Annotated in this window: 25 protein-coding genes; 11 read left to right on the plus strand and 14 right to left on the minus strand. The window is 68.5% G+C overall.

The genetic code is table 11. The features are described from left to right. Position 1: 1 nt before the first annotated feature. A complete protein-coding gene (locus MRBLWO12_RS14340; RefSeq protein WP_363556601.1) occupies positions 2-307 on the minus strand; it encodes a muconolactone Delta-isomerase family protein in 306 nt (101 codons plus the stop codon). Positions 308-469: 162 nt separating this feature from the next. On the opposite strand from MRBLWO12_RS14340, the gene MRBLWO12_RS14345 reads away from it, so the two are divergent. Next, complete coding sequence (locus tag MRBLWO12_RS14345) at positions 470-1,792, plus strand: hypothetical protein (protein ID WP_363556603.1); 1,323 nt, start codon at positions 470-472, stop codon at positions 1,790-1,792. A 10-nt stretch (positions 1,793-1,802) separates the two neighbouring features. Here MRBLWO12_RS14345 and MRBLWO12_RS14350 read toward each other — a convergent pair whose 3' ends face one another. The 4 genes from MRBLWO12_RS14350 to MRBLWO12_RS14365 all read right to left on the minus strand — a co-directional run bounded on the left by MRBLWO12_RS14350 (position 1,803) and on the right by MRBLWO12_RS14365 (position 5,884). Next, the gene (locus tag MRBLWO12_RS14350) at positions 1,803-2,606 is read right to left on the minus strand and encodes an SDR family NAD(P)-dependent oxidoreductase (RefSeq protein ID WP_363556605.1); all 804 of its coding nucleotides are present in this window, start codon (positions 2,604-2,606) and stop codon (positions 1,803-1,805) included. Positions 2,607-2,686: 80 nt separating this feature from the next. Further along, a complete protein-coding gene (locus tag MRBLWO12_RS14355) occupies positions 2,687-3,997 on the minus strand; it encodes an ABC transporter substrate-binding protein (RefSeq protein ID WP_363556607.1) in 1,311 nt (436 codons plus the stop codon). 47 nt (positions 3,998-4,044) lie between these two features. Continuing rightward, positions 4,045-4,932 (minus strand): carbohydrate ABC transporter permease, encoded by an 888-nt coding sequence (locus tag MRBLWO12_RS14360; RefSeq protein ID WP_363556609.1) that lies wholly within the window; start codon positions 4,930-4,932, stop codon positions 4,045-4,047. Further along, a complete protein-coding gene (locus MRBLWO12_RS14365; protein ID WP_363556611.1) occupies positions 4,922-5,884 on the minus strand; it encodes a carbohydrate ABC transporter permease in 963 nt (320 codons plus the stop codon). The genes MRBLWO12_RS14360 and MRBLWO12_RS14365 overlap by 11 nt, the downstream gene beginning before the upstream one ends. A gap of 397 nt (positions 5,885-6,281) precedes the next feature. Here MRBLWO12_RS14365 and MRBLWO12_RS14370 point away from each other — a divergent pair, with 397 nt between their 5' ends. The 4 genes from MRBLWO12_RS14370 to MRBLWO12_RS14385 are packed head-to-tail and all read left to right on the plus strand — an operon-like array spanning position 6,282 to position 9,197. Continuing rightward, a complete protein-coding gene (locus MRBLWO12_RS14370; protein ID WP_363556613.1) occupies positions 6,282-7,010 on the plus strand; it encodes an NAD-dependent epimerase/dehydratase family protein in 729 nt (242 codons plus the stop codon). Then, positions 7,007-7,792, plus strand: coding sequence for a creatininase family protein (locus tag MRBLWO12_RS14375; protein ID WP_363556615.1), 786 nt, complete (start codon positions 7,007-7,009; stop codon positions 7,790-7,792). Before MRBLWO12_RS14370 ends, MRBLWO12_RS14375 begins: the two co-directional genes overlap by 4 nt. Continuing rightward, positions 7,789-8,622, plus strand: a complete 834-nt coding sequence (locus MRBLWO12_RS14380; RefSeq protein ID WP_363556617.1) for an amidohydrolase family protein — start codon at positions 7,789-7,791, stop codon at positions 8,620-8,622. The genes MRBLWO12_RS14375 and MRBLWO12_RS14380 overlap by 4 nt, the downstream gene beginning before the upstream one ends. Then, a complete protein-coding gene (locus MRBLWO12_RS14385; RefSeq protein ID WP_363556619.1) occupies positions 8,619-9,197 on the plus strand; it encodes a helix-turn-helix domain-containing protein in 579 nt (192 codons plus the stop codon). The genes MRBLWO12_RS14380 and MRBLWO12_RS14385 overlap by 4 nt, the downstream gene beginning before the upstream one ends. A gap of 15 nt (positions 9,198-9,212) precedes the next feature. On the opposite strand, the gene MRBLWO12_RS14390 is transcribed toward MRBLWO12_RS14385, so the two are convergent. Genes MRBLWO12_RS14390 through MRBLWO12_RS14410 form a run of 5 tightly spaced genes read right to left on the minus strand, consistent with a single transcriptional unit; the run spans position 9,213 to position 14,250 of the window. Beyond that, entirely contained in the window at positions 9,213-10,232 is a 1,020-nt protein-coding gene (locus tag MRBLWO12_RS14390) for a hypothetical protein (protein WP_363556621.1), read from the minus strand. Positions 10,233-10,264: 32 nt separating this feature from the next. Beyond that, positions 10,265-11,251: an alpha-ketoacid dehydrogenase subunit beta gene (locus tag MRBLWO12_RS14395; RefSeq protein ID WP_363556623.1), complete on the minus strand. Its 987-nt coding sequence runs from the start codon at positions 11,249-11,251 to the stop codon at positions 10,265-10,267. Further along, positions 11,244-12,191 carry a thiamine pyrophosphate-dependent dehydrogenase E1 component subunit alpha gene (locus tag MRBLWO12_RS14400; protein ID WP_363556625.1) on the minus strand — a complete coding sequence of 316 codons (948 nt, stop codon included), beginning with the start codon at positions 12,189-12,191 and terminating at the stop codon, positions 11,244-11,246. The genes MRBLWO12_RS14395 and MRBLWO12_RS14400 overlap by 8 nt, the downstream gene beginning before the upstream one ends. Beyond that, positions 12,188-13,378, minus strand: a complete 1,191-nt coding sequence (locus MRBLWO12_RS14405; RefSeq protein ID WP_363556627.1) for a M20 metallopeptidase family protein — start codon at positions 13,376-13,378, stop codon at positions 12,188-12,190. Before MRBLWO12_RS14405 ends, MRBLWO12_RS14400 begins: the two co-directional genes overlap by 4 nt. Next, positions 13,375-14,250, minus strand: coding sequence for a sugar phosphate isomerase/epimerase family protein (locus MRBLWO12_RS14410; RefSeq protein WP_363556629.1), 876 nt, complete (start codon positions 14,248-14,250; stop codon positions 13,375-13,377). Before MRBLWO12_RS14410 ends, MRBLWO12_RS14405 begins: the two co-directional genes overlap by 4 nt. A gap of 209 nt (positions 14,251-14,459) precedes the next feature. On the opposite strand from MRBLWO12_RS14410, the gene MRBLWO12_RS14415 reads away from it, so the two are divergent. The 5 genes from MRBLWO12_RS14415 (at position 14,460) to MRBLWO12_RS14435 (ending at position 19,324) form a co-directional block, all read left to right on the plus strand. After that, positions 14,460-15,218 carry an SDR family NAD(P)-dependent oxidoreductase gene (locus MRBLWO12_RS14415; protein WP_363556631.1) on the plus strand — a complete coding sequence of 253 codons (759 nt, stop codon included), beginning with the start codon at positions 14,460-14,462 and terminating at the stop codon, positions 15,216-15,218. 137 nt (positions 15,219-15,355) lie between these two features. Beyond that, positions 15,356-16,231, plus strand: a complete 876-nt coding sequence (locus MRBLWO12_RS14420; RefSeq protein WP_363556633.1) for a fumarylacetoacetate hydrolase family protein — start codon at positions 15,356-15,358, stop codon at positions 16,229-16,231. Continuing rightward, positions 16,228-16,968 carry an SDR family NAD(P)-dependent oxidoreductase gene (locus MRBLWO12_RS14425; protein WP_363556635.1) on the plus strand — a complete coding sequence of 247 codons (741 nt, stop codon included), beginning with the start codon at positions 16,228-16,230 and terminating at the stop codon, positions 16,966-16,968. Before MRBLWO12_RS14420 ends, MRBLWO12_RS14425 begins: the two co-directional genes overlap by 4 nt. Then, the gene (locus MRBLWO12_RS14430) at positions 16,965-17,873 is read left to right on the plus strand and encodes a 3-hydroxyacyl-CoA dehydrogenase family protein (protein WP_363556637.1); all 909 of its coding nucleotides are present in this window, start codon (positions 16,965-16,967) and stop codon (positions 17,871-17,873) included. The genes MRBLWO12_RS14425 and MRBLWO12_RS14430 overlap by 4 nt, the downstream gene beginning before the upstream one ends. After that, on the plus strand, positions 17,870-19,324 hold the full coding sequence (locus MRBLWO12_RS14435) for a M81 family metallopeptidase (protein WP_363556639.1): 1,455 nt from the start codon (positions 17,870-17,872) through the stop codon (positions 19,322-19,324). The genes MRBLWO12_RS14430 and MRBLWO12_RS14435 overlap by 4 nt, the downstream gene beginning before the upstream one ends. Before the next feature lie 18 nt (positions 19,325-19,342). Here the strand turns inward: MRBLWO12_RS14435 and MRBLWO12_RS14440 are convergent, their stop codons facing one another. Together MRBLWO12_RS14440 and MRBLWO12_RS14445 are read right to left on the minus strand one after the other, a co-directional pair. Continuing rightward, entirely contained in the window at positions 19,343-19,987 is a 645-nt protein-coding gene (locus MRBLWO12_RS14440) for an RraA family protein (protein ID WP_363556640.1), read from the minus strand. 59 nt (positions 19,988-20,046) lie between these two features. Beyond that, positions 20,047-20,820, minus strand: a complete 774-nt coding sequence (locus MRBLWO12_RS14445; RefSeq protein ID WP_363556642.1) for an IclR family transcriptional regulator — start codon at positions 20,818-20,820, stop codon at positions 20,047-20,049. Between the two features lie 101 nt (positions 20,821-20,921). On the opposite strand from MRBLWO12_RS14445, the gene MRBLWO12_RS14450 reads away from it, so the two are divergent. Continuing rightward, complete coding sequence (locus tag MRBLWO12_RS14450; protein ID WP_363556644.1) at positions 20,922-21,875, plus strand: NADP-dependent oxidoreductase; 954 nt, start codon at positions 20,922-20,924, stop codon at positions 21,873-21,875. Between the two features lie 24 nt (positions 21,876-21,899). Here MRBLWO12_RS14450 and MRBLWO12_RS14455 read toward each other — a convergent pair whose 3' ends face one another. Further along, positions 21,900-22,571 (minus strand): GOLPH3/VPS74 family protein, encoded by a 672-nt coding sequence (locus MRBLWO12_RS14455; protein ID WP_363556646.1) that lies wholly within the window; start codon positions 22,569-22,571, stop codon positions 21,900-21,902. Positions 22,572-22,702: 131 nt separating this feature from the next. Continuing rightward, the gene (locus tag MRBLWO12_RS14460; protein WP_363556648.1) at positions 22,703-23,353 is read right to left on the minus strand and encodes an MIP/aquaporin family protein; all 651 of its coding nucleotides are present in this window, start codon (positions 23,351-23,353) and stop codon (positions 22,703-22,705) included. Positions 23,354-23,506: the final 153 nt, after the last annotated feature.

Below are 23,506 nucleotides of genomic sequence, written 5' to 3' on the forward strand. Positions count from 1 at the left end.
GTCAGGCGCCGAGTGGGATGGCCGTGAGCGGATGCTCCTCGAGCAGGGTCACCTCGACCTGCATCCAGGGGCGGGCGGGCAGCGAATCGATCGCCGTTTGCACCGCGTCGCGATCCGCCGCGCGCCACACGCCGATGTTCTCGACCGCCTCGTCGGAGGGGACGCGCCAGATGTGCGCGATCACGCCGTCGCGCCGCAGCTCAGCTCCGCGACGGCGCTCGGCCGCCACGACGGCGCTCCACTCCTCGGCCGAGACATCGGCGGGAACCGTCGTGCGCACCCGGACCAGGAACTCGTGTGACGTCATGGGGGATCATTCCTTCTTTCGGAGGGCCCGAACCGCGCACGCGCGCGGAGCGGGTCGAATGTAGCGCGATTGCGGGCATAATTGGTGGACAGTGCGGAAACCATCGTGATTCCGCCTCGCAGCGATAACGGATGACTCGCGCGAAATCGACGGGAGACGAGAATGATCGGACTCATCGGGCCTGCCGACTCGGTGGCGCACGCGCTGGCCGTCGCGACCACCCATCAGTGGGAGGGCCGGATCATCGCCCGCCCCTACCGGCACGCCGACGAGGCTGCGGCTGTCGCCCGCGAACTCGATCAGACCTGTCAGGTGCTGCTGTTCACGGGCCGGGTGCCGTACGAGCTCATCCGCGGCATCGATCTGAACGCCGAGCTGCAGTACATCTCCCACTCCGGTGCCGACCTCTACCGCTGCATCGCGCACATCCTCTTGACCCACGACGGACGGATGCCCACGGCGACCGTCGACTCGATCGACCGGGAGACCGCCGAGAGCACGTTCGAGGACCTCGACCTTCCGGCGCCGGCGTGCGCACCGCTGCCCAGCGACTCCGACGGCCCCATCCCCGCCGCGGACGAGCTCGTGCAGTTCCATCTCGACCAGCTCGCCTCCGGAGCGGCGGAGATCGCTCTGACGTGCCTCGCCGAGGTGAACGAGCGGCTCACCGAGAAGGGCGTGCCCGTCGAGCGCATCGTGCACACCAAGGCCACGCTGCTGGACGCCCTGCACCGTGCCGTCCTGGCCGATGAGCTGCACCGCACGCGCTCCGCCCAGCCGGCCGTCGCGATCTTCCGCGTCGACGTCGACAGCCGCGGCGGACTCGACGTGTACGACCGCGAGCAGCGACGGCTGCGCGCCCAGAGCGCACTCCTGCACCTCGCCCGTAAGAACGGAGGCCGGCTGAGCACGCTGGAGCGCGACCTCTACGCCATCACGACGAACCGCGGCGCGATCGAGATGGCGCTGGAGCGCCGCCGGAACGGCCACTCCTCGCTGCTCGACGTTCCGAACTTCGATGCTCCGACGACCGTCGGAGTCGGCATCGGCGACACCTACTCGCTCGCCGAGGAGAACGCCCGCTCGGCGATGCGCGTTGACGGCGACGCCGTGACGGTGATGTTCCCCGACGGCCGCACCGACTCGGGCCGCGGCGCTGCTCCGGCCCACCTCGGCGCGCAGGACGTGACCGACGGCTATGTGCGTCTGGGAGAGCGGCTGAGCATCGGCGCCCTCGCCGCACAGCGTCTGGTGCGGGCGCTGGGCAAGGTCGACACCGAAGCCGTCACCGCGCGCGAGCTCGGCGAGGCGTACGGCGTGCAGACCCGGTCGGCGCGTCGACTGCTGTCGACGCTGATCGACGCGGGCTTCGCCGAGGAGATCGGCATCCGCGCGCGCCCGCAGGCAGGCCGTCCGCAGACTCTGTGCCGCGTCGAACTGCGCCGAATCCTGGAAGAGCTCGACCAGCCGGCACCTGCCGCCTGATCTCTCACCGTCAGTCCGTTCGCGCGGCGTCGCCGGTGAAGACACGATCGTAGAGAAGCGTTGAGAGCCCGGCATCCACCGTGACCGTCTGCCCGGCGATGGCCCAGGCATCCGGTGAGAGCAGGAAGCTCACGACCCGACCGACATCGGCGGGGCCGACCGTGCGGTCGATGACCTGCTGCTCGGACGCGTGTCGGCGGATCCATCCGATCCCGTCGTCGCCCAGGCCATAGCTGTCGACGAACCGCTCGTCGAGCACCGCACCGGGTGCGACCGCATTGCAGCGGATGCCGTGCGTGCCGAGCTCGGTGGACATGCCCCGAGTCAGCCCCTCCACCGCACCCTTGGTCGCAGCGTAGATCGCGTAGCCGCTCTGCGTGTGCTGCCCGTGGACGGACGAGATGTTCACGATGACGCCACCCCCACCGCGCTCGATCCGATGCTGCGCAAAGGCACGGGACGCCAGCCAGAGGCCGCGGATGTTCAACGAGAAGAGCCGGTCGAAGTCGGCTTCCTCGGCGAGATGCGCAGGCAGGGAGAGCCCGACGCCGGCGTTGTTCACCAGAGCATCGACCTCGCCGTAGTGTGCGATCGCGACATCGAGCACATGCGTGACACCCTCGGCCGTGCGCAGATCGGCCGCCACCGCGATCGCATCCGGGTAGCGCTCGGCCGCCGCGTGCACCGCCCGCTCATCGACATCGTTCAGCACCAGACGTGCGCCCCGTTCGGCGAGCGCATCGCACACACCAGATCCGACGCCGTGCCCGCCGGCACCTGTGACGATGACGACCTGCGCCCGCTGCTTCTCCACCGCTTCTCCTTCGTCCCGCTCGATTCATGATGGCGTGGGGACACCGGCTGACGCCGATGCCCCCACACCGTACTCCGGGCTCAGCCCTGGAGCTCGTACCATTCCTTCTGCTTCTGCACGAGCTGCGAGATGAAGTCCTTCGGCGCGAGCTCGCCGAGCACGAGCTTCTGCGCCAGCGGGTCGAAGACCTCCTGGCCCCACGCCGGGACCGCAGCTCCGGTTCCGTCGTTCGCGGCGACCTTCACCACGTCGGGATTCGCGAGCGCTGCCTGCACGCTGGCGAGCGAGTCGACCACCGTCGCGTCGGTACGGGCCGGGACGGCGATCTGGCCGATCTCGTCCTGGTAGCCCTTCTGCAGGAAGAAGGCCATGAACTTCTTGGCGTTGTCGACGCCGGCGGCGCCTTCGATCGCCGAGAAGCCGATCGTGTCGATCTGCATCGGCTGGATGTCGCCCTTCTCGAGGGCCGGGAACGGGAACGAACTGTACTCGAAGCCCTCGGCCGCGTACGGCGCGACCTCGGCGGGGAGCCAGGAACCGTTCAGGATGAGGGCAGCGTCATTGTTCGCCCACTTCTGCTGGATCGCGGGGAACTTGCTCGCCGCGAAGCCGTCGGCGAAGGCTCCCGTCCCCGCCAGTTCTGCGGCGGCCTCAGCCGCTGCGAGGAACTCCGGGGCTTCGAAGGCCTTGCCGGTCTCGTCCTGCGCAGCCTCGAGCAGCCCGCCCTTCCCGGTCGCGCTGACGGCGAGGTTGATGTACCAGGCACTCGCATACGGCTGGATGGTGCCGTCGAGAGCCACGGAGCCCTTGCCGGTCTCGCCGACCAGATCCATGAACTCCGACCAGGTGGTCGGGGCACCATCGGCCCAGTCCGGGTGCTCCGCCGCGTTGTACCAGATGTCGAAGTTCGAGGTCATCTCGAACGGCAGGCAGTAGGTGGCCCCGTCGAACTGACCGGTGGCGAGCGCATCGGCGGAGAGCGTCTCCTCCACCGTCTTCCCCTCACCGGGGACCTCCTCGCCGAGAACGGAGGAGACGTCGGCCGCCTTGCCTGTCGCCACGAGCGACGAACCGACGCCCGCGCACCCGAAATCGACCATGTCGACGGTGGGGTTGGACGAGGTGAGCAGCGGCGTGAGGACGTTGGGGAGGTCACGCCCCTGCCAGGTCACATCGACCTTGATGCCGGTCTCTTCGGTGAAGGCGTCGAAGGCCTCCTTCATGATGTCGGAGGTCGGCTCACCCTCCGTCCAATAGCTCATGTAACGGAGAGTGTCGTTCTTCTCCCCGTCGCCGCCGCCGTTTCCGGCATCGGTGGAACATCCGGTGATGACGAGTGCCGCTGTGGCGAAGACGCCGACGCTGGCGAGCACACGAGTGGTGTGAGTCACGTGATTTCCTTTCGGTAGAACTTTCGGTGGGTCGGGTACGGCTCGGATCATCTGCTGTATCCGGCCGCGATCCCGTCGACGAGACGGGATCCCAGCCAGATGTAGAGCAGAAGCAGGGGAAGGATGATGAGGGCGATGCCCGCGAAGAGCACCTCCCAGCGGGCGCCCGTGTACTGCATGGTCTTCATGAACTGCATCAGGGCGACCGAGATGGTGCTCTCGTGCCGCAGGAACACCAGGGCGAAGAACGTCTCACCCCAGAATCCGATGGCCTGCAGCACGATCACTGTGATGAGTCCGGAGCGGGCGAGCGGGAACATGATGCGCCAGAACGTCATGCCCGGCTTCAGGCCGTCCAGAGCCGCCGCCTCTTCGAGGTCGCGGGGCAGCGACCGGAAGAACCCGGTGAGCAGGAAGACCGTGAACGGCAGGGAGAGCCCGGTGTAGATCACGAACAGGCCGAAGATCGAGTCGATCAGACCGATCCGGTCGAAAGCGACGAACAGCGGGATGAAGATCGCCTGCACGGGCACGCCGAGGCCGAGGATGAACAGGATGGTGATCGGGCCGGAGCTGGGGCGGCGGAATCGCGCCAAGGCATACGCCGCCGGAGCGCCGAGAGCCACGCTGGCGAGGCTGCAGGTGACCACGAGGACCACCGAGTTCAGGATGCCGGCCCCGAGGTTCGCGGAGTTCCAGGCTGCGACGTAGTTCTCCCACTGCGGAGAGGCCGGCAGGCCCCACGGCTCGAAGATCAGTTCGCGCGTGGTCTTGAAGGAGCTCAGCAGGATCCACAGCAGCACGAACACGTCGAACACGGCGAGCGCCCAGGCGAACGGGATCAGGATGACCTTGACTCCGACCGAGCGCATCTCGCGCACCCTTCGGCTCTGGCGCGTGTGGTCCGACATGCGGACGGAGGTGTCAGTACTCAATGTCGTCACTCCTCATGACACGGCGGGCAAGGATCGTCAGCGCGAGCGCCAGGAGCAGCATCACGACACCGCAGGCGGCTGCCGCCCCGAACTTCGCGATGCCGTTCGTCGGGAACGCCTGGGCGTAGGAGTAGATCGCGATATTCCAGATGTCGGTGCTGGGCAGGGTGCCGGCCGACGAGGAGAACAGCAGCAGGAACTCGAAGGTCTTGAGCGCTCCGACGCACCACAGCACGGCCGTCACGCTCACCAGATCCCACATCAGCGGAAGGGTGACGTAGCGGAACCTCTGGAAGGCGCTGGCACCCGCGAGGTCGGCGACCTCGTAGTACTCCTTCGGGATCCGGTCGGCGGCTGCCAGGAGGATCACCGTGTAGGTGCCGACGCTCAGCCAGGCGAGTCCCAGCATGATCGTCGGGAAGATCAGCTGCGACCCCAGCCAGGCAGGAGGTTCGGCGATACCCAGCGTCTTGAGGAAGCTGTTCACCAGACCGTCGGGGTTGAACAGGAACCCCCAGAGCACCGAGATCACGATGCCGGGGATCAGCGTGGGGAAGAAGATGATCGAACGGATCGCCTTGCGACCGAAGGTGTTCTGAAGAACGAGGGTCAGCGCGAAGGCGATCGCGTAGACGATGATGCCGACACCGACGACGATGAGGAAGGTGTTCCACATCGAGCTGATGAAGATCGGATTGCGGAACATGCGCACGTAGTTGTCGAAGCCGACGAACTCCATCGGGCCGGTGCCCGCCCACTGCGTGAAACTCGTGTAGATGCTGAACAGCGTCGGTACGACGAGCACCGCCGCGAAGACGATCAGCGCCGGTGCGACGAACAGTCGGTAGCTGCGCCGACGCGTCCGGTCGAATGCCGATTCGCCCGGCGCGATCTTGCGCTGCGGGCGACCTTTCGCGTCGGTCGGTGTGACGAGTGTCGCTGTCGCGGACATCGGGCCTCCTTCTCTTTTCCTGCGAGCACTCGGCAGCTGCCTCGGATCGACGGGTGATCGATTCAGCAGCGAATCGTTCGAGTTGTCAAACGCTATCGCACTCGTTGCCACCCGTCAACGGTCAAAGCGAACGCAATGACCTGACGTCTGACAGCGAGGAAGAGAACGGCAGATTCCTTGGTTTTTCAAGGCAGAATCAGGCGGGACAACTTCGTACTCGCGCTCAGCCCTCTGAGGCTCTACGCTGTGATCTAACGAAGTGCGTTCGATATGACGAACACTTCGGACGCAATGACTACTTCGACGCATCGTTGCGTGGAGAGGATGAGCCGATGCAGGACTGGACGGCCGTGACGGCGGGACCATACCCGCGCGACAGCGCGGGGGAGGCGACGACATGGCGCGCGTGACCGTGGTGGGCGGAGCCGGTGACGTGGGCGCCCTCGTACTCCCGCTGCTCTCCCGGCACCACACCGTGCGCGTGGCAGATCTGCGCCCTGCGAACGGGTGGCACGGCGACTACGTCTCGGCGGATGTGGCCGACCCCGCCTCACTGCGCACCGCCTGCGAGGGATCCGACACGCTGATCTTCCTGGCGATGGGCACCAAACGCGACTGGGACAGCGCCGAATGGGCGCGCAATCAGTTCGCAGTGAACGTCGAAGGGCTCTACTCCGCTCTGCGCGCAGCCGCAGAGGTCGGCGTTCGCCGCTTCGTGCATGCCAGCACGGCGTCCATCTTCGCCGACTACCGCGCCCCCCTCCTTCCCGCGACGGGCGATGCGGTCGATGCCTACGGCCTGAGCAAGACGGCTGCGGAACTCGTGTGCGCTGCCGCCACACGTGAACACGACCTGTCCGGCATCTCGCTGCGCCTGGTCGGCCCGCTCGCCGACGAGGACTGGCAGGACTACGACGACCCGCACAGCCGCGATGTGATGACCGCGGGCACCGACGTGGCTCAGGCCTTCCTCGCAGCGCTCGAGGCTCCCACCACGGGGTACCGCACCTGCATGATCTCGGGTGATCACACCGGGGACCACATCGATCTGGCCGACGCACGGGAGCTGCTGGGCTGGCGCCCGCTCGCCCGTCGCGAAGCCACCACACCGAGGGAGAACGCATGAGCATTCCGCTCGCCGACCGCACCACCGTCGAAGCCGCCGAGGCGATCGAGCGGGCTGCCCTCGCGATTCTTCCGCTCGGCGCGATCGAGCAGCACGGCCCGCATCTCGCACTGCGCACCGATATCTCGATCGCGACGGCACTGGCCTCCCGCGTCGCCGACGCGCTGGGCGACACGGCCCTGCTGCTCCCCCCGATGCCCTACGGACTCTCCGAGCACCACACGGCGTTCGCTGGCACCGTGACGCTGCGACCCGAGACCCTCATCCGGCTCATCCTCGACGTCGTCGAGTCGATGGCCGCGCAGGGCATCGACCGCGTGATCATCGTGAACGGTCACGGCGGCAACATGGATGCGATCCGGCTGGCCGCCCGCCAATCCCGCCGCGACCTGGGCTCACGGGTGGCGCACGTGATGTGGGCGCAGGTCGCCGGCGATGCGATCGCGGAGGAGATGGCCGGACGCGGCATGCACAATCACGCCTGCGAGATCGAGACGTCGCTGGCGATGGAGCTGTGCCCGGAGATCGTCCACGAACCGCTTCCCGGCGCCTGGCTGGAACCGGAGTTCGCACCGCACGCGGCACCGCCGACCGCCCGGATCGACGTACCCCTGTGGTTCGACGAGCTCACGCCCACCGGAGCGCTGGGCGACCCCTCGCGGGCGACACCCGAGCGCGGGCGCCGACTGGCCGACCTCGTGGTCGAACGCACCGTGGCCTTCGCGCGCGGGTTCGCGGCCCCGTCTTTCCCTCTCGCCGCACCGCCGGAGTTCGACGCTTGACCCCCTCGCACGCACGGGCCGATGCGCACATCCACCTCTTCCGCGACGGGTTCGTCGAAGGCGGGCGCGACGAGCTCGCCTGGTACGAGGAGCTCCGCGCGACAGCCGGCGTGACCGCGGCGCTCGTGGTCGGGTACGAGGGCAGCCCGCGCTTCGCGGGCAACAACGCGCATATCCTCGCGCTCTCCCGGCGACTCGACTGGGTGCGGCCGACCGCGTTCGTCGAAGTCGCAGCCCCGCCCTCCCCCGCCGCGCTGCGGAAGATGCGCGAGGACGGATTCACCGGATGGAGCATCTACCTCCCCGAAGAGGGGCCTTCGCTGTCGGACTGGTCATCCGAGCAGCTCGCCGCACTGGCCGGCGGCATCCTGAGCGTGAATGCCACTCCCTCGGCGCTGGATCGTGCGCGCACCGCGTTCGCGGCGATCACCGAGACGCGCGTGCTGGTGAGCCACCTGGGGCTCCCCGGTAGCACCGCGCGCGATGTCGATACCGCCACGGTGCGCGATCTGCTCGGCCCCCTGCTGCCCCTCGCTCCGCTCGACCACATCGCCGTCAAGCTCTCGGGGCTCTATGCGATCGATCCCCGCTACCCGCATCTCGGGGCGCGGACGACCATGGATGCAGTGCTCGATGCCTTCGGCGCCGACCGCATCGCCTGGGGATCGGACTTCTCCCCCGTCCTCTCGGAGGTCGCTCCCGACGACGCGATGGTCGCGCCCGAGTGGATCCTGACCGACCTCTCTCCCTCCGAGACGGATGCGATCCTGGGCGGTACACTGCTCAGGCATCTGGCACACGTTGACTCGATCGGGGGGACCGACGCATGAGCGCAGGTTCGACCGGGTGGTCGGAGCCGCCACTTGCCGGCAACATCCGCCGCTGGCGCGAGCGGCGAGGGCTGAGTCTGTCCGCCCTGGCGCGCGACGCGGAGATCTCCAAGTCCACGGTCTCCGAGCTCGAGCGCGGCATCGGCAATCCCTCCCTCGACACGCTCGGCGCGATCGCCCGCACGCTCCGCATCCCGATCGCCTTCCTCTTCAACGAAGCCCAGGGGCCCGCAGACGTCGACATCCGCCGGCTGTCGGATGCCCCCGTGCTCTCGCACGTCGAAGGCGAGTCGATCGCGCAGCTGCTCAGCGGATGGACCGCACGCGGCGAGGCCGAGCTCTCCGTCGTCACCATCGCCGCAGACGGGCGGATCGATGCGCGCGGAGACGGCAGCGGAGCTGTCAAGCGCATCGTGTGTGTGGAAGGCGTCGTAGAGGTGGGCACGACAGCCCGCTCCGATCTGCTCATGCAGGGCGATCTCATCACCTTCCCGAGCGATCAGTCCCACTTCCTGCGCAGCGTGAACGGTGCGACACGGGTCCTCGTGATCGAGCAGTACCCGCCGTCCGCCTGATCCGTTCCTTCGCGATCAGGGCTGGCCCTGCACGGCCTCGTCGATCGCGACCATCCGCCCATCCGGGAAGCAGACCTGCGTCCGGCCCGAGCGCTGCGCACCGTCGAGTGCCGTGCGGGCGAGGGTCTCTGCATGCTCGAAGGTGTTGGCGACGCCGACGCCGACGTGCAGCACCAGGCCGTCCACCGCGATCTCCATCGGCCAGGCCTCACCGAACCCGCCGTCGAGATCGTCATCGAGCGTGAGACGACTCATCGCCACCGAGAACAGCCCGCCCTCGACGGCCGTGAGGCGACCGCCGTTGCGCCGCGCGACCTCCAGCAGCTCGCGGTGCACCCGCATCCGCACCACTTCACGTTCGAATACGTCGAGCTCCGCCAGCCGTGCACGGTCGGGGGCGAACAGCGCCACCGCCAGCTGCTCCTCGCGCGAGCGGATGAGGTCATGCGAGAGCAGCGCCCGCTGCAGTGCATCAGCCATGGTGCGGGCGGTGTGCTCGATGCGCCAGACGCGCACGCCCTCGGCGAGCAGCACCGCGTGCACCTCGGCGAGGCAGGTGAGCACGGCGTCGGCCCGACCGTCGGCGAGCGCCGCGCGGTGGAAGGCGATGATCTCGGCCACATCGGCCGGCACAGCGTGGTCCTCGGGCGATCCGAGCGGATGCGCCGAAGGAGTCGGCAGCCCCAGGTCGGCGAAGGCGCTGAGGACGGTCGCCTCGTCGATCGAGTCCACCGTGACTCGGGGCATCGCGCCGCCGCACTCGATCAGGACCTGGGCGATGCAGCGGTACAGGTCGGCGCCCGAGTGCGAGACGAACTGCGGCTCAGCCTCGGTCAGCTCCGAACCCGCCATCATGTACGGCGCCTGCCCCGTGAACAGCACCACCGTGCACGAGGGGTCCAGTTCCCTGGCCAGATCGGAGGCCTCGTCCGCGTGTCGGTAGACACCGGGCCGGAGCATGTCCGCGAAGCCGGCTTCGGCCGCGATCTGCGTCGCCAGAGCGACGGAGTCAGCTGGTCCGACGATTCCGATCACTGTGCCGCCTCCATCCGTTGTGATGCCTCTGCTCAGCGAACCACACGACGCACTGCCGACACCACATCGGCAGCCGAAGGAATCACCACGGCCTGCAGCGCGGGGGCCGCAGGAGTGGGCACGTCGGGTGCCCCGACCCGGGCAATCGGCGCGCGCAGATCGCTGAAGCACTCCTCGGCCGCGCGCGCGGCGATCTCCGCACCGAAGCCGCCGGTGAGGTTGGCCTCGTGCGCGATCACCAGGCGTCCGGTCTTGCGTACGGATGCCGCGATGAGGTCGAAGTCGAGAGGCGCGAGCCAGCGCGGGTCGACCACCTCGACGTCGATGCCGTCCGCGGCGAGCTCTTCCGCCGCCTCCAGCGCGGCTGCCGCCATCCGCGACCAGGCGACGATCGTGACGTCTGCTCCTTCGCGGGTGATGCGTCCTCCACCGATCGGCTCGACGGGGGCATCGAGACGCACGTCCCCCTTCGTCGGGTAGAGCATGCGCGCCTCTGCCACCACCACCGGGTCGTCTGAGACGATCGCGGCGCGCAGCATCTGGTACGCGTCATCCGCTGTCGACGGCACCGCGAGGCGCAGGCCGGGAGTATGGGCGATGTACGCCTCGATCGAGTGCGAGTGCTGGGCGCACGACCCCGATGAGTAGCCCTGCTGCGTGCGGATGACGAGCGGGGCCCCGTACGTGCCTCGGCTGACGTAGTGCGTGTTCGCGATCTGGTTCACGAGCTGATCCATCGCGACGAACATGAAGTCCGCGTACATGATCTCGGCGATCGGACGCAGACCCGTCATGGCCGCACCGAGCGCCATGCCCAGGAACGCGGTCTCGGAGATGGGGGTGTCGAAGATCCGGCTGTCGCCGAAGTCCCGGTGCAGATTCTTGGTGGCACCGAACGGACCGCCGGGCACCGCGACGTCTTCGCCGAAGATGACGGTGTCGTCGAGCGCTTCGAGCGACCAGCGCAGCCCGTGCTGGACCGCTTGGATGTAGCTGAGGGTCTGGGTGGCGTCAGGCATAGACGTGGTCCTTGGCGGTGTTCGGGTCGGGCAGTTCGGTGGCGCGCGCCGCAGCGACGGCGTGCTCGATCTCGGCGGTGACCTCAGCATCGATCGCGTCGAGCTCGGCGAGCAGCGTGGCGTCGGCGGCGGAGCGGATGCGGTGCAGCGGCTCGTCCAACGCCGCCTCAGCCACCTCTCCGCGTGGCCGGTAGTGCTGCGCATCGCCGCTGTGATGGCCCACCAGGCGCTGGGTCATCGCCTCGATCAGGGTCGGCCCCTCGCCGCGGCGAGCGCGCTCCACCGCGTCGGCGGCAGCAGCCGCGACCACGGCGGGGTCGTTGCCGTCGATCGTCACGCCGGGGATGCCGTATCCCTCCGCGCGGATCGCGAGCTGATCGATCTTCGTCATGTCCTTGATGCGGACCATCTCGGAGTAGATGTTGTTCTCGACCACGAGGACCATCGGAAGCGTCAGGGCGGCGGCGAGGTTCAGCGCCTCGTGCACGGCGCCCTGGTTGGTCGCTCCATCGCCGATCGCGACCACAGACACCTGGCCCTGGCCGTGCCGCTGCGCCGACAGTGCCGCCCCTGCAGCGATGGGGACGCCGGCACCGACGATCGAGTTCTCACCCAGGAAGTTGATGCTCGCATCGCTGAAGTAGGGAGAACCGGCGCGCCCGCCGTTCACTCCCCCGGAGCGGGCCATGACCTCGGCGAACAGCCCGGTCAGGTCGCTGCCGCGGGAGATCGCCCACCCATGACCGCGGTAGGTCGCGGTGACGTAGTCGTCGGGGCGCAGGACGCTCGCCACGCCGACCGCGATCGCCTCCTGCCCGTTGGTGAGATGCATGGAACCCGGCACCTCGCCGCCCGCCTTCAGATCCATCAGTCGATCCTCGAAGGCGCGGATCCGCCGCATCTCGCGATACATGTGCACGATGTCGCCCACAGCGCTCACCGATTCCTCTCGTCTGTCGACAGCACCGCACGGGTGAGTCGTTCCATCATGTCCACACCGGTCGTCAGGCACCGCTCATCGATGTCGAAGTCGCCGGAGTGCAGTGCGCGCGTGCCGGATCGCCCCGGCTCGGCGACACCGAGTTTCAGATACAGCCCCGGCCACCGCTCGGCCAGCAGGGCGAAGTCGTCGGTGGTGAGGGGTGGCTTGGGGAGATCGACGAGATCGCAGACCTCCGGGCCGACCTCGCGGGCCAGCTCGACCAGGGCGTGCGCATTGACCAGCGACGGCATCTCGTCGGCCCAGGTGAGCTCGATCGTGACATCGTGGGCGCGGCCGACGCCCTCGCACAGCTGCGCGATCGTCTGCTTGCAGGTGGCGCGCACCGCCGGGTCGTGGGTGCGCAGGGTGCCGGTGATGGCCACCTCTTCCGGAACCTGGCTCTGCGATGCGCCACCGGAGATCGTGCCGACGTTCAAGGCCACCATCTCGTCGGGGTTGCGGCGTCGGGCGATCACCGCGTGCAGCGATGTGACCAGGTCGCTCATCGCGAGCAGCGCGTCGCGTCCGAGACCGGGGGTGGCGGCGTGCGAGGCCCGGCCGCGCGCGACCATCCGGAACGCATCCTTCGCCGCCATCGCGATCTTCGGATCGACGCCCACGGAACCGGCTTCCAGGTTCGGCCAGCAGTGAAGCCCGAGCACCGCGTCGTACGAGTCCTGCAGTGCCCCGCTCTCGAGCACGCCCCTGGCGCCGGACGGCTGCCCGAACGGGATCTCCTCGGCCGGCTGGAACAGCACCTCGACGCTGCCGCGCTCGGGGCGGCGGGCGGCGAGGCGGCGCAGCACCCCCACCATCACGGTCATGTGCGCATCGTGGCCGCAGGCGTGCGAGACACCGGGGGTCGTCGATGCGTAGGGCAGGTCGTTGACCTCCTGCACCGGATAGGCGTCCATGTCGGCGCGCAGCAGCACGCGAGGTCCCGGCGCGTCCCCGCCGATGCGGGCGATGATGCCGGTGCCGGCGACACCCGTGGTGAGCGAATCCACCCAGCCGTCCAGCAGCGACTCGATCTCGGCGCCGGTGCGGTGCTCGGTGAACCGGAGCTCGGCGAGCGAGTGCAGCCGGCGGCGCACACCGCGCAGGTCCTCGACTTCGTCGACAGCTGTACGTTCCTGCACGGTCACAGCAGCTCGATCCCGGCGGCGAGCGCGCGCTCGCGCACGAACCGCACACCCTCGGCGCTGCGCTCGGGAGCGAGATGCTCCACGATCAGGGCCGAGCCGTCGGGAAGGCGGCGCACCTGCTCGAAGAACGCGTCGTAATCCAGCACGCCTTCGCCGGGCTGCACCTCGAGGATGCGGCAGACGAACTCATCCGTGACGGCGACGTCCTTCAGGTGGCAGGACGCTCCGTAGCGGGGTCCGACGACGTCGATCATGTGTTTCATGCGCGCGGCGTTGTCGAAGACGGCGACCGCGCTGTCGAGCAGGTTCACCGGGTCGAAGTTCGCGGTGATCACGGGTGAGTCCACGGCGTCGAGGATCTCTCGGATGGCTTCGGGCGAGCGCGTCGCCGACAGCTGGTGGCACTCGATCGTGTAGCTGATGCCTGCGTCTTCGATGTGCGGGGCGATGCCGCGCAGGCCGTCGATCAGGTCGGCCTTCGCGCGCTCGGAGTAGTTGTCGGCGTGCGGCGCGTAGAAGTTCGGCTGCCAGTCGTCGCGGCTGGTCCCCGCGCCGGAGCTGATCATGGTCGCCCCCAGGGCGACGGCGGTGGGTATCGCCGCGAGCACACGGCGATGGGCCTCCGCTCTGACCTCGGGGGAGGCGTGCACGAAGTTCGCATTGACGCCGGCCATCTGGGCGACGTGGATTCCGCCGTCGGCGAGGCGGGCGCGCACACCGGGCGCTTCGTCGAGGACGGCTGCGGGCCCCGCCGCGAAGTGCACCGAGAGGGATCGGATGCCCATCTCCGCCCAGCGGGCGATCAGGGGCACGGTGAATCCCGCCGGCTCGTCGGGGATATCGCCGTTCGCCAGGCCCAGATACATCGCCATCGGTACTCCGTAATGTCCGTATTACTCCGTTACTGGTGACCACTCTAGTCCCGGCGCGGTCGACCGGTCAACGCACAGCCATCAAGATATGGAATTCCAGCCAGCACGTCAGTGCACATTCATGCAATGATGAGTCCGACAGGCGGAGAATCCACTCCCCTGGGACTGAATGACCGTTTTGAATCCTCAGAGGAGAGGCGCCGAGAATCATGGCATCGTTCGACAGCACATTGGGACTGCAGGATCGGCGCATCGTCGTCACCGGCGCCGCGAGCGGCATCGGCCGCGCGACCGCGATCGCGCTCGCCGGGGCAGGCGCCCGCCTGGCACTCCTGGACTGGGACGAAGCGGGGCTCGCACAGACCGCCGCTGAACTCTCCGGCGACACCGCCCCCGTGACGCACCAGGTCGATGTCAGCGACGAGAAGTCGGTCGACAGCGCATTCACGGCGATCACCTCCGAGTGGGGCGGAATCGACGTGCTCATCAACGTCGCCGGCATCATGCGCGACCAGATGGCCGACATCCGGAACATCACGGTGCAGGACTGGCAGCGCGTCCTCGACGTCAACCTCACCGGCAGCTTCCTCACTGCGCGCGCCGCCAGCCGGACGATGATCCCCGCCGGGGGCGGCACCATCATCCTCGTCGGATCGCCCGCCGGCGTGGCGGGGGCCAGCGGCTCCATCTCCTACGGCAGCAGCAAGGGGGGCGTGAACGGCCTGGCGATGACACTCGAACGCCACCTCGGAGAGCACGGCATCCGCGTGCACAACTTCCTGCCGGGCTCGGTCGACACCCCGCTGTTCAACCGTTCACTCGACAACGGCGTCGCCAACGGCGCTGATCAGTCCTACGCGGACCACGCCCGCGAGATCGCCGTGAGCCCCGAGGGCATCGGCCGCGCACTCGCCCTGCTGGCGTCGCCGTGGGCAGCCGACCTCAAAGGCAACATCTTCACGCGCTGAGGCGGCAGGTTCATGTCTGCCTGAACGCTGGACTTTGTTTCACCAGACGGTACAGTGATTCCATTCCACGACGCCCGGTATTCTCGCTTGGCGTTTGCCGCTGGCGCGAATGCGCTCGACCCTCAGGAGAACGTCCCGTGCATTTGATGCGCATCGGTGAGATCGGCGCCGAGAGGCCCGTCGTCCGACTGAACGAGGAGACGTACGTCGACGTCTCGGACATCACGAATGACTTCGACGAACGGTTTTTCGGCGGCGACGGCATCCAGGCGCTGCGGCCTATCGTGCAGTCCCGCGTCGCCGCGGGGCACATCGAGGAGTTCTCCGGCGAGCGCATCGGCGCACCGATCGCACGTCCGCATCAGATCCTCTGCATCGGGCTGAACTACCGCGATCATGCCGCCGAGACCGGACAGCCGGTACCCGTGGAGCCGATCCTGTTCAACAAGGCCCCCAACACGCTGGTCGGGCCGAACGACGCCGTGCGCGTTCCTCGGGCCTCCACCAAGCTCGACTGGGAGGTCGAATTGGGGATCGTGATCGGACGCCGCACCAGCTACCTCGAGACCGTCGAGGACGCGGCTGACGCGATCGCGGGCTACACGCTCGTCAACGACGTGAGCGAACGAGCATTCCAGCTCGAGCGCAGCGGCCAGTGGGTCAAGGGGAAGTCCGCGGAGACGTTCAATCCGGCGGGACCCTGGCTGGTGACCCCGGACGAGATCGACGATGTGCACGACCTCGGCCTCTGGCTGGATGTCAATGGCACCCGCCGCCAGAACGGGAACACGTCGACCATGGTGTTCGACCCCCTGTTCATCGTGCACTACGTGTCGCAGTTCCTCGTGCTGGAGCCCGGCGACCTCATCAACACCGGCACACCGCCGGGAGTGGGCATGGGCTTCCAGCCGCCGGTCTGGTTGCAGCAGGGAGATGTGATGGAGCTCGGTATCGACGGCCTCGGAAGCCAGCGACAGGATGTCATCGCGGCACGGACGAGAGTCGGCTCATGAGCGACTTCGCGGGACTCGTCGCGATCGTCACGGGAGCTGCGAGCGGCATCGGCGCCGCCACTGCCGCCGAGCTGCTGTCGCGGGGCGCCACGGTCGCGATCCTCGACCGCGACGTCTCCGGAGCCACTCCCGATGCACTTGCGATCGCGTGCGACATCGCAGACCCCGCCGCCGTGAAGGGCGCTGTGGCTCGCGTGGCCGCGGAGCTGGGCGGCATCGACATCGTCATCAACAACGCCGGCATCGGCGCTTCCGGCACGGTGGCCGACAACGACGATGCGGAGTGGGCGCGCGTGCTCGACGTGAATGTCACCGGGATGGCGCGCGTCGTCCGCGAGGCGCTCCCGCATCTCGAGCGCTCGCAGAACGCGGCGGTCGTGAACATGTCGAGTGCGGTCGCCTACGTCGGGGTGCGCAACCGCGCACTGTACAGCGCGAGCAAGGCGGCGGTCGTCGGACTCACGCTCGGGATGGCCGCCGACCACGTGCGCGACGGCATCCGTGTGAACGCCGTCGCACCCGGAACGGCTGAGACCCCGTGGATCGGACGGCTGCTGCAGGAGTCGGACGACCCGGATGCAGCGGCGGAGGCCCTGCGCCAGCGACAGCCGATCGGGCGGCTCGTCTCCCCCGCGGAGGTCGCAAGGGCGCTCGCCTACCTCGCCTCGCCTCTGTCGGGCTCGACGACGGGAGAGATTCTGCGCGTCGACGGCGGGATGTCGAGCCTGCGGCTGTGAGCACGACGGGCGCCTCACCTGCAGAGGTGGCGGTCATCGGCCTGGGCACGATGGGGATCGCCCTCGCGAGGCTGTTCCATGATCACGGGCTCGACGTCCGCGTCTTCGACACACGGGTGTCCGAGGCGGCATCGCTTCCGGCATCGCTCGGCACGAACCTGCGGGTCTGCGCGAGCATCAGAGAGTGCGTGGAGAACGCGGGCTTCGTCTTCGAAGCAGTCAGCGAAGACCCCGCCGTGAAGGAATCGGTGCTCCGCGAGGTGTCGCGGTGGACAACGGGGATCATCGCCTCGAACACCTCCACCTTCATGCCGCGCGTGCTCGCCGCATTCGTCGACAGGCCGGAGAATCTGCTCATCGCGCACTTCTTCAACCCGGCAGATGTGGTGCCGCTCGTCGAGGTGGTCCCGCATGAGGGGACATCGATCGAAGCCCGCCGCGCTGTCGAGCAGATGCTCCGCGATGCCGGCAAGAAGGTCGTGCTGCTGGAGAAGGAGCGCGTCGGCTTCGTCGCCAATCGCCTGCAGGCTGCAGTGCTGCGCGAGAGCCTCTCTCTCATCGAACAGGGCGTCGTCTCCGCGGAAGACATCGACGAAGTCGTGAGGAGCGCACTCGCCCCGCGCTGGGCGGTCGCCGGGCCGATCGGGGTCGCCGACCTCGGCGGCCTGGATGTCTTCGCGGCAGTCTGCACGCAGATCTTCCCCGACCTCTCCGTCGCAGATGAGCCGAGCCACCTGCTCACGTCGCTGGTCGGCGCAGGACGGGTCGGGGCGAAGACCGGCTCCGGCTTCTACCCCCACACGGATCAGGGCACCCGAGCGTCCGTGGAGCGGATCGCGCGGCTGTTCTCCTCTCTCGAGCCCGACGGCCCCACCACCCCTGAACATCCTGGAGGCATCTCATGACACGCGTCGGAATCATCGGCGTCTTCCACGAGACGAACAGCTTCTCCGAGCACGGCACGGACATTGAATCGTTCCGGCCGCGCTGGTACCTCGGCGAGGAGTTCACCACCGCGTTCGCCGGGTCCCGCACCGTAGGCGGCGGGTTCCTGGCTGGGAACTCCGAACACGGCGCCGAGAGCGTCCCGCTCTTCGGCACCTATGCGACGCCGTCCGGACGGATCACCGCGCCGGCGTTCGCGGAGATCCTGTCGACGATCCGCACCGCGCTGGAGCCTGTCGTCGTCGGCCTGGACGGGATCCTGCTCGAGCTTCACGGAGATATGGACGTCGACCTCGTCTCCGACCCCGAGGAAGTGATCACGGCTCTCGTCCGGGAGCTCGTCGGCACGCTCCCGATCGTCGCTGTCCTGGACTTCCACACGAACATGAGCAGACCGCGCCTCGCACAGGCCGACGTCCTGGTGGGATATCAGGAGAACCCGCACATCGACACCTACGAGCGCGGGAGAGAGGCGGCGGCGCACCTCGCCCGGCTGATGAGCGGAGAGGCAGCGCCCGCCCGCGCCCATCGCGGTCTGGCGATCGTGGCCCCTCCCGTCGCGCAGCGCACGACGATCGAGCCCTTCGCGACGATCATGGCTGAGGCACGGCGGCTCGCCGTCCACCCGGCCATCTGGTCCGTGAACGTGCATGGCGGGTACGCCTACCTCGATGCGTCGTACACCGGGATCGGCTTCACGGCGTTCGGGGATGCCGGCAGCGGCGAACTCGCGGAGTCCATCGTCGACGAGCTGAGCACACTCATGACTGCGCTCGCTCCGGCTCTCTCGAAGGACTATCCGAGCCCTGAGAGCGCCGTTGCCGCCGCGCTCGCGGGCGCAGGACTCACTGCGGTCGTCGATACCGGAGACAACATCAACGGCGGATCGCCGGGAGACACGACGTGGCTCGCGCACGCGGCCAGAGCGCACGCGCCTGCGACGTTCCTGACCACGATCTGCGACCCCGCAGCGATCGAGCAGCTGCGCGAGGTCGCGATCGGCGAGAGCGCCGCAGTGAGCATCGGCGGCTGGGCCGGCGAGAGCGCAGGCGCCCCGCTGGTCGGCACCGTGACGGTCATCGGCCGCTCTTCCGGTGTGTTCGTCAACGAGGGCCCCATGGCGACCGGTGCGACGATCGACATGGGCGCCGCGTGCTGGGTGCGCCTGGACAACATCGACATCGTCCTGCAGCAGCGGGCGGCCCAGCCGAACGATCCGCAGATGTTCCTGCATCTCGGAATCGATCTGCGTGGATACGACGCCGTCATGCTGAAGGGCGCCGCCGCCGTTCGCGCCGGCTGGGCGCCGTACGTGGACGGCTTCATCGATGCAGGAACCCGTGGCGAGACCGACTCCGTCCTGGACCGACTGCCGTATACGGCGTTCGATGGGGGCCCGCGCTCACAGTGAGTGCGGGCCCGCCCTCACCTAGAGGATTCCGAAACGGGCGAACGCGTCGGATGTCGACATGCCGCCCTTGAGCGCAGCGCGTACGTCCCCCTCGCCCGCCACCTTCTCGAACGCGAGCCGCAACACCTCGCCCAGGCGCGCCTGCGGCACGACGACGAGTCCGTCCTCGTCGCCGAATACCAGGTCTCCTCGTCCGGCGGGAACCCCCGCGATGTTGATCGGCTGGTCAATCTCGACGACCTCGTCGCGACCGTAGGAGTCCAGCGGCACGAGCCCCTTGACGAACGTCGGCAGGCCGATCCCCACGATCTCGTCCGCATCACGCGCGAAGCCGTCGACGATCACACCTCGGCCGCCCGCCGACGAGACCGCGGTGGCGAGGAGGCCGCCGAAGATGGCGCTGGTCGCGTGCTGGTCCATCCCGATCAGGAGGACATCCTGATCCTGGAGGTCATCGATGATCTGCATGAGAGCCGCGTACGGCGCCTCCGGCTCGCGGTTCACCGAGACCGCACGGCAGGGCCGCGCATAGCCCACGACACGCATTCCGGCCTGCAGCGGGCGCAGCGATGGATCGGCGACCTGCCCTCCCAGCCCCAGCCCGTCCATGATGTCGCTCAGCACCGCAGTGAAGAGGGCGCGTTGATCTCCTCGATCGACCATGTGTCCTGCACGTTCCACCCCGTTCCATTCAGTGAACCGTGTTGTCCACTGAATGGAATCTACAGTCCCGCCGCTTCTTGCGCAATGACTGCAGAGACCGCCCGGAGACGCGCAGCGACCTCGGGGACCCTGTCCATGGGAAGGCGCGGAGTCACCGAAGAGACACTGATGGCGATGCTCGGCGACTCGATCGGGATCGCCACTGCGATGCACCGCCCGCCGATCTCGTTCTCCTCGTCGTCCACCGCGTACCCCTGGGTCCGCACCCGATCGAGGTCGACACGGAGCGCGGGCCACGAGAGGATCGTGCGCTCGGTGCGAGCGGAGAACTTCTCACCCACCAGCTTTTCCGCCTTCTCGGCAGACATGCGGGCGAGGATCGCTTTGCCCAGTGCGGTGCAGTGCAACGCATCCCGGTCGCGTGGCCGTGCCGCCAGCCGCACCGCGTGGGTGCTCTCGACGATGTCGACGTAGGCAACCTCGCGCCCCACGAGGATCCCCATATTCGCGGTTTCACCGAGCTCATCCCTGAGTCGCTCCAGGTGCGGACGGGCGATCTGGCCGAGTCGCTCCAGGTGGTCCGCCTGCAGCGAGTACACCCCGACGCCGAGACGGAAATCGTTGGAGTCGCCGACGCGTTCCACATAGTTGCGTGCCACCAGGGTGGACAGGTAGCGGAACGCTGACGTCTTCGGCAGACCGCAGGCCGTCGCGAGGGCAGTGAGCGAGACCGGGCCGCCCGCCGCCGCCAGAGTGTCCAAGAGGTCGCAGGTCCTCTCGACAGCACGGATGCCATAGAGATTGACGTCGTCACCGGGTGCTTCTGTAGCCATGATTACGAGTATGTGGCATCGACTCGTCGCCGGATGCGACGGCCGCCACACCCGGAGCCGGGGTCGCGACCTTCGCGACCCCGGCCTCCTATGCTGAGCGCATGATCGCCGCCCAACCGGATGCCGTCTCTCGCCGCGTGGTGTTCCGCCGCTTCGGCGGGCCGGAGGTGCTCGAGGTCGAGCTGCGCCCGATCCCCGTGCCGGCGCCCGACGAGGTGCTCGTGCGGGTGGCCGCGGCCGGGGTGAACCCGGTCGACTGGAAGCTGTTCAGCGGGCAGCCGCTGCACGATTCCTACGAGCGCAGCCTCCCCTCAGGCAACGGCTACGACTTCGCGGGCACGATCGCCGCGACCGGCGCCGAGGTCGCGGGCTGGCGCGTCGGCGACCGGGTGTTCGGTGGACTCCGCTATCACGCGCAGGCCGACCACCTGGTGATCGATCCCCGCCTGCTGGTGCGTGTGCCGCAGGGGCTGTCGCTCCTCGTGGCCGGATCGCTGAACGTGGTCGGGCGCACGGCATACGCGAGCGTCGAGTCGCAGCATCTCACCGCTGACGACGTGGTGCTGGTCAGCGGTGCGGCCGGCGGCGTCGGCATCCTCACCGCGCAGCTCGCCGCCCGCACCGGGGCCCGCGTCTTCGGCACTGCGAGCCCTCGCCATCATGCGCTGCTGCGTCGGCTCGGCATCCACCCGCTGGCCTACGACGACACGTTGCTCGATCACCTGCGTGCCGCAGCGCCCGAGGGGCTCACCGTCGTGTTCGACACGGTCGGGCACGGCACGGTCGATCTGGGACTCGCCCTCGGAGTCGTCCCGGAACGCATCAACTCGGTCGCAGACTACGAGGCACGGCAGCGGCATCCGATCGCCGGGGTGGGAGGCGCCGCCGCCGGCCCCCGCGAACTCGCGATCGTCGCCCAGCTGCTCGCCGATCGCGCGATCGAACTGCCCATCGACTCGGTGCACCAGCTGGGAAGCGTGCGCGAGGCCTATGCGCGCTCCATCGCCGGGCATGCGACCGGCAAGATCGTGATCACCACGGCATCGGGGGCGTGACGGCACAACCGCGATGGCGAGCACTCAGGAGATCGTGGTCGCGACGATCACCGGGGTCATGACCGCCATCATGGTCGCGGCGATCGCGGAGCTCACAGCCGAGGAGACGACACCGCCCGCGGCCGAGCCGGTCGTGAGCGCTTCGATCCGCGTGCGCAGCTGGCCGGCCGAGAGCCCCCCGGCCTCCTGACGAAGCAGCGGGTGGGCGGCGTTGAGACCCTGCAGGATGGCGAGCAGCGTGAGGTCCGCCTCAGAGGGTGCCGCGGTACCGGCGATGACCGCGGCGAGTCGCGAGCGCAACAGCATCTCCGGACCGGGATCGGACTCCGGGGTGCGCTCCGCGCCCAACCCGAAGAAGCCCCGTTCGCCGCGCACGAGCACCCCCTGCGCCGCGAGCGAGGCGATGACCTCGTCGAGGGGGTCGAGCTTCGTGGAGTACACCAGCGACTGCAGGCGCTTGCCGCTCAGCGGGACCAGTCGGGCGAGCACGGCGTCGAGCACGGGATGCCCGGTCGGCTCGGCGGAGACGACCTGCACCACGGACCTCTTCCCCTCGGTCACGATCACCCGGCCGTGCAGGGTGAGGTCGACGAGCACCGCAGCGACCTCGCCGAACAGGCGGTACGACGCGGCGGAGGCCTCACGGCGGCCGTCCGGGCGCAGCAGCAGCAGGTGGAGCTCTTCGACGATCAGCATGACGCCACGGTACGACGCCTCGTCCGCGGGCCGCATCCCCCGCACGACGGATAGCGGACGCGCAGCGGCCCGCAGACGCGAGAACGCCGCGTACCCCGGACGGGGATGCGCGGCGTTCCGGAGCGAAGGAGTTACTCGCCGGCGGCGATCTTCTTCGCGTCCTCGGTGTTGAGCACGCGGAACAGGATCGCGGCGATCACAGCACCGATGATCGGGGCGACGAAGTAGAGCCACAGCGAGCTCCAGGCGAAGTGCCCGCTGACCGAGAGGCCGAGCGCGACGGCCGGGTTGAAGCCACCACCCGAGATCGAGCCGACCGTGGTCGCACCGACGAACACGACGCCACCGATCGCGAGGCCGTAGAACGAGTTGCCCGCGGTGTCCTTCGAGGTGGCGACGTTGAGCACGACGTAGACGAGGATCAGCGTGAAGAGCGCCTCGACGAGGAACGCGGGGCCGACCTCGATGACCATGGCCTTCTCACCGGCCGGCCACACGGTCAGGCTCACCAGAGCCGCGAGTGCGCCACCGACGAGCTGGGCGATGAGGTAGGCGATGAAGTCGGCGACGCTGAGGCCGCCGCGCAGGAAGACACCCACCGAGACGGCGGGGTTCAGGTGCGCACCCGAGATGTGGCCCGTCGCGTAGACGAGGACGGCCAGCGTGAAACCGATGGCCAGCGGAGTCAGCGGGTTGCCGCTGTTGACGGCGGCGATGATCGCGAGGACGAACAGGAAGGTCGCCAGCGCTTCGGCGAGCGCCTTGCGTGCGGTACCGGTCATGAGTGAACTCATTTCTTGTGAGGTTGTGAGCGATACGCATGATCGCCCGCGCACTCGGCCGGCTCCCCCGCCTTTCGCGCGACCACAATATATCGACTCCGAGAGGCGGCCAGGCGGGGGACGCGCGGGTTTTCTGTGAGAAGGCTGAATGCG

The organism is Microbacterium sp. LWO12-1.2, assembly GCF_040675875.1.
Lineage (GTDB): Bacteria > Actinomycetota > Actinomycetes > Actinomycetales > Microbacteriaceae > Microbacterium.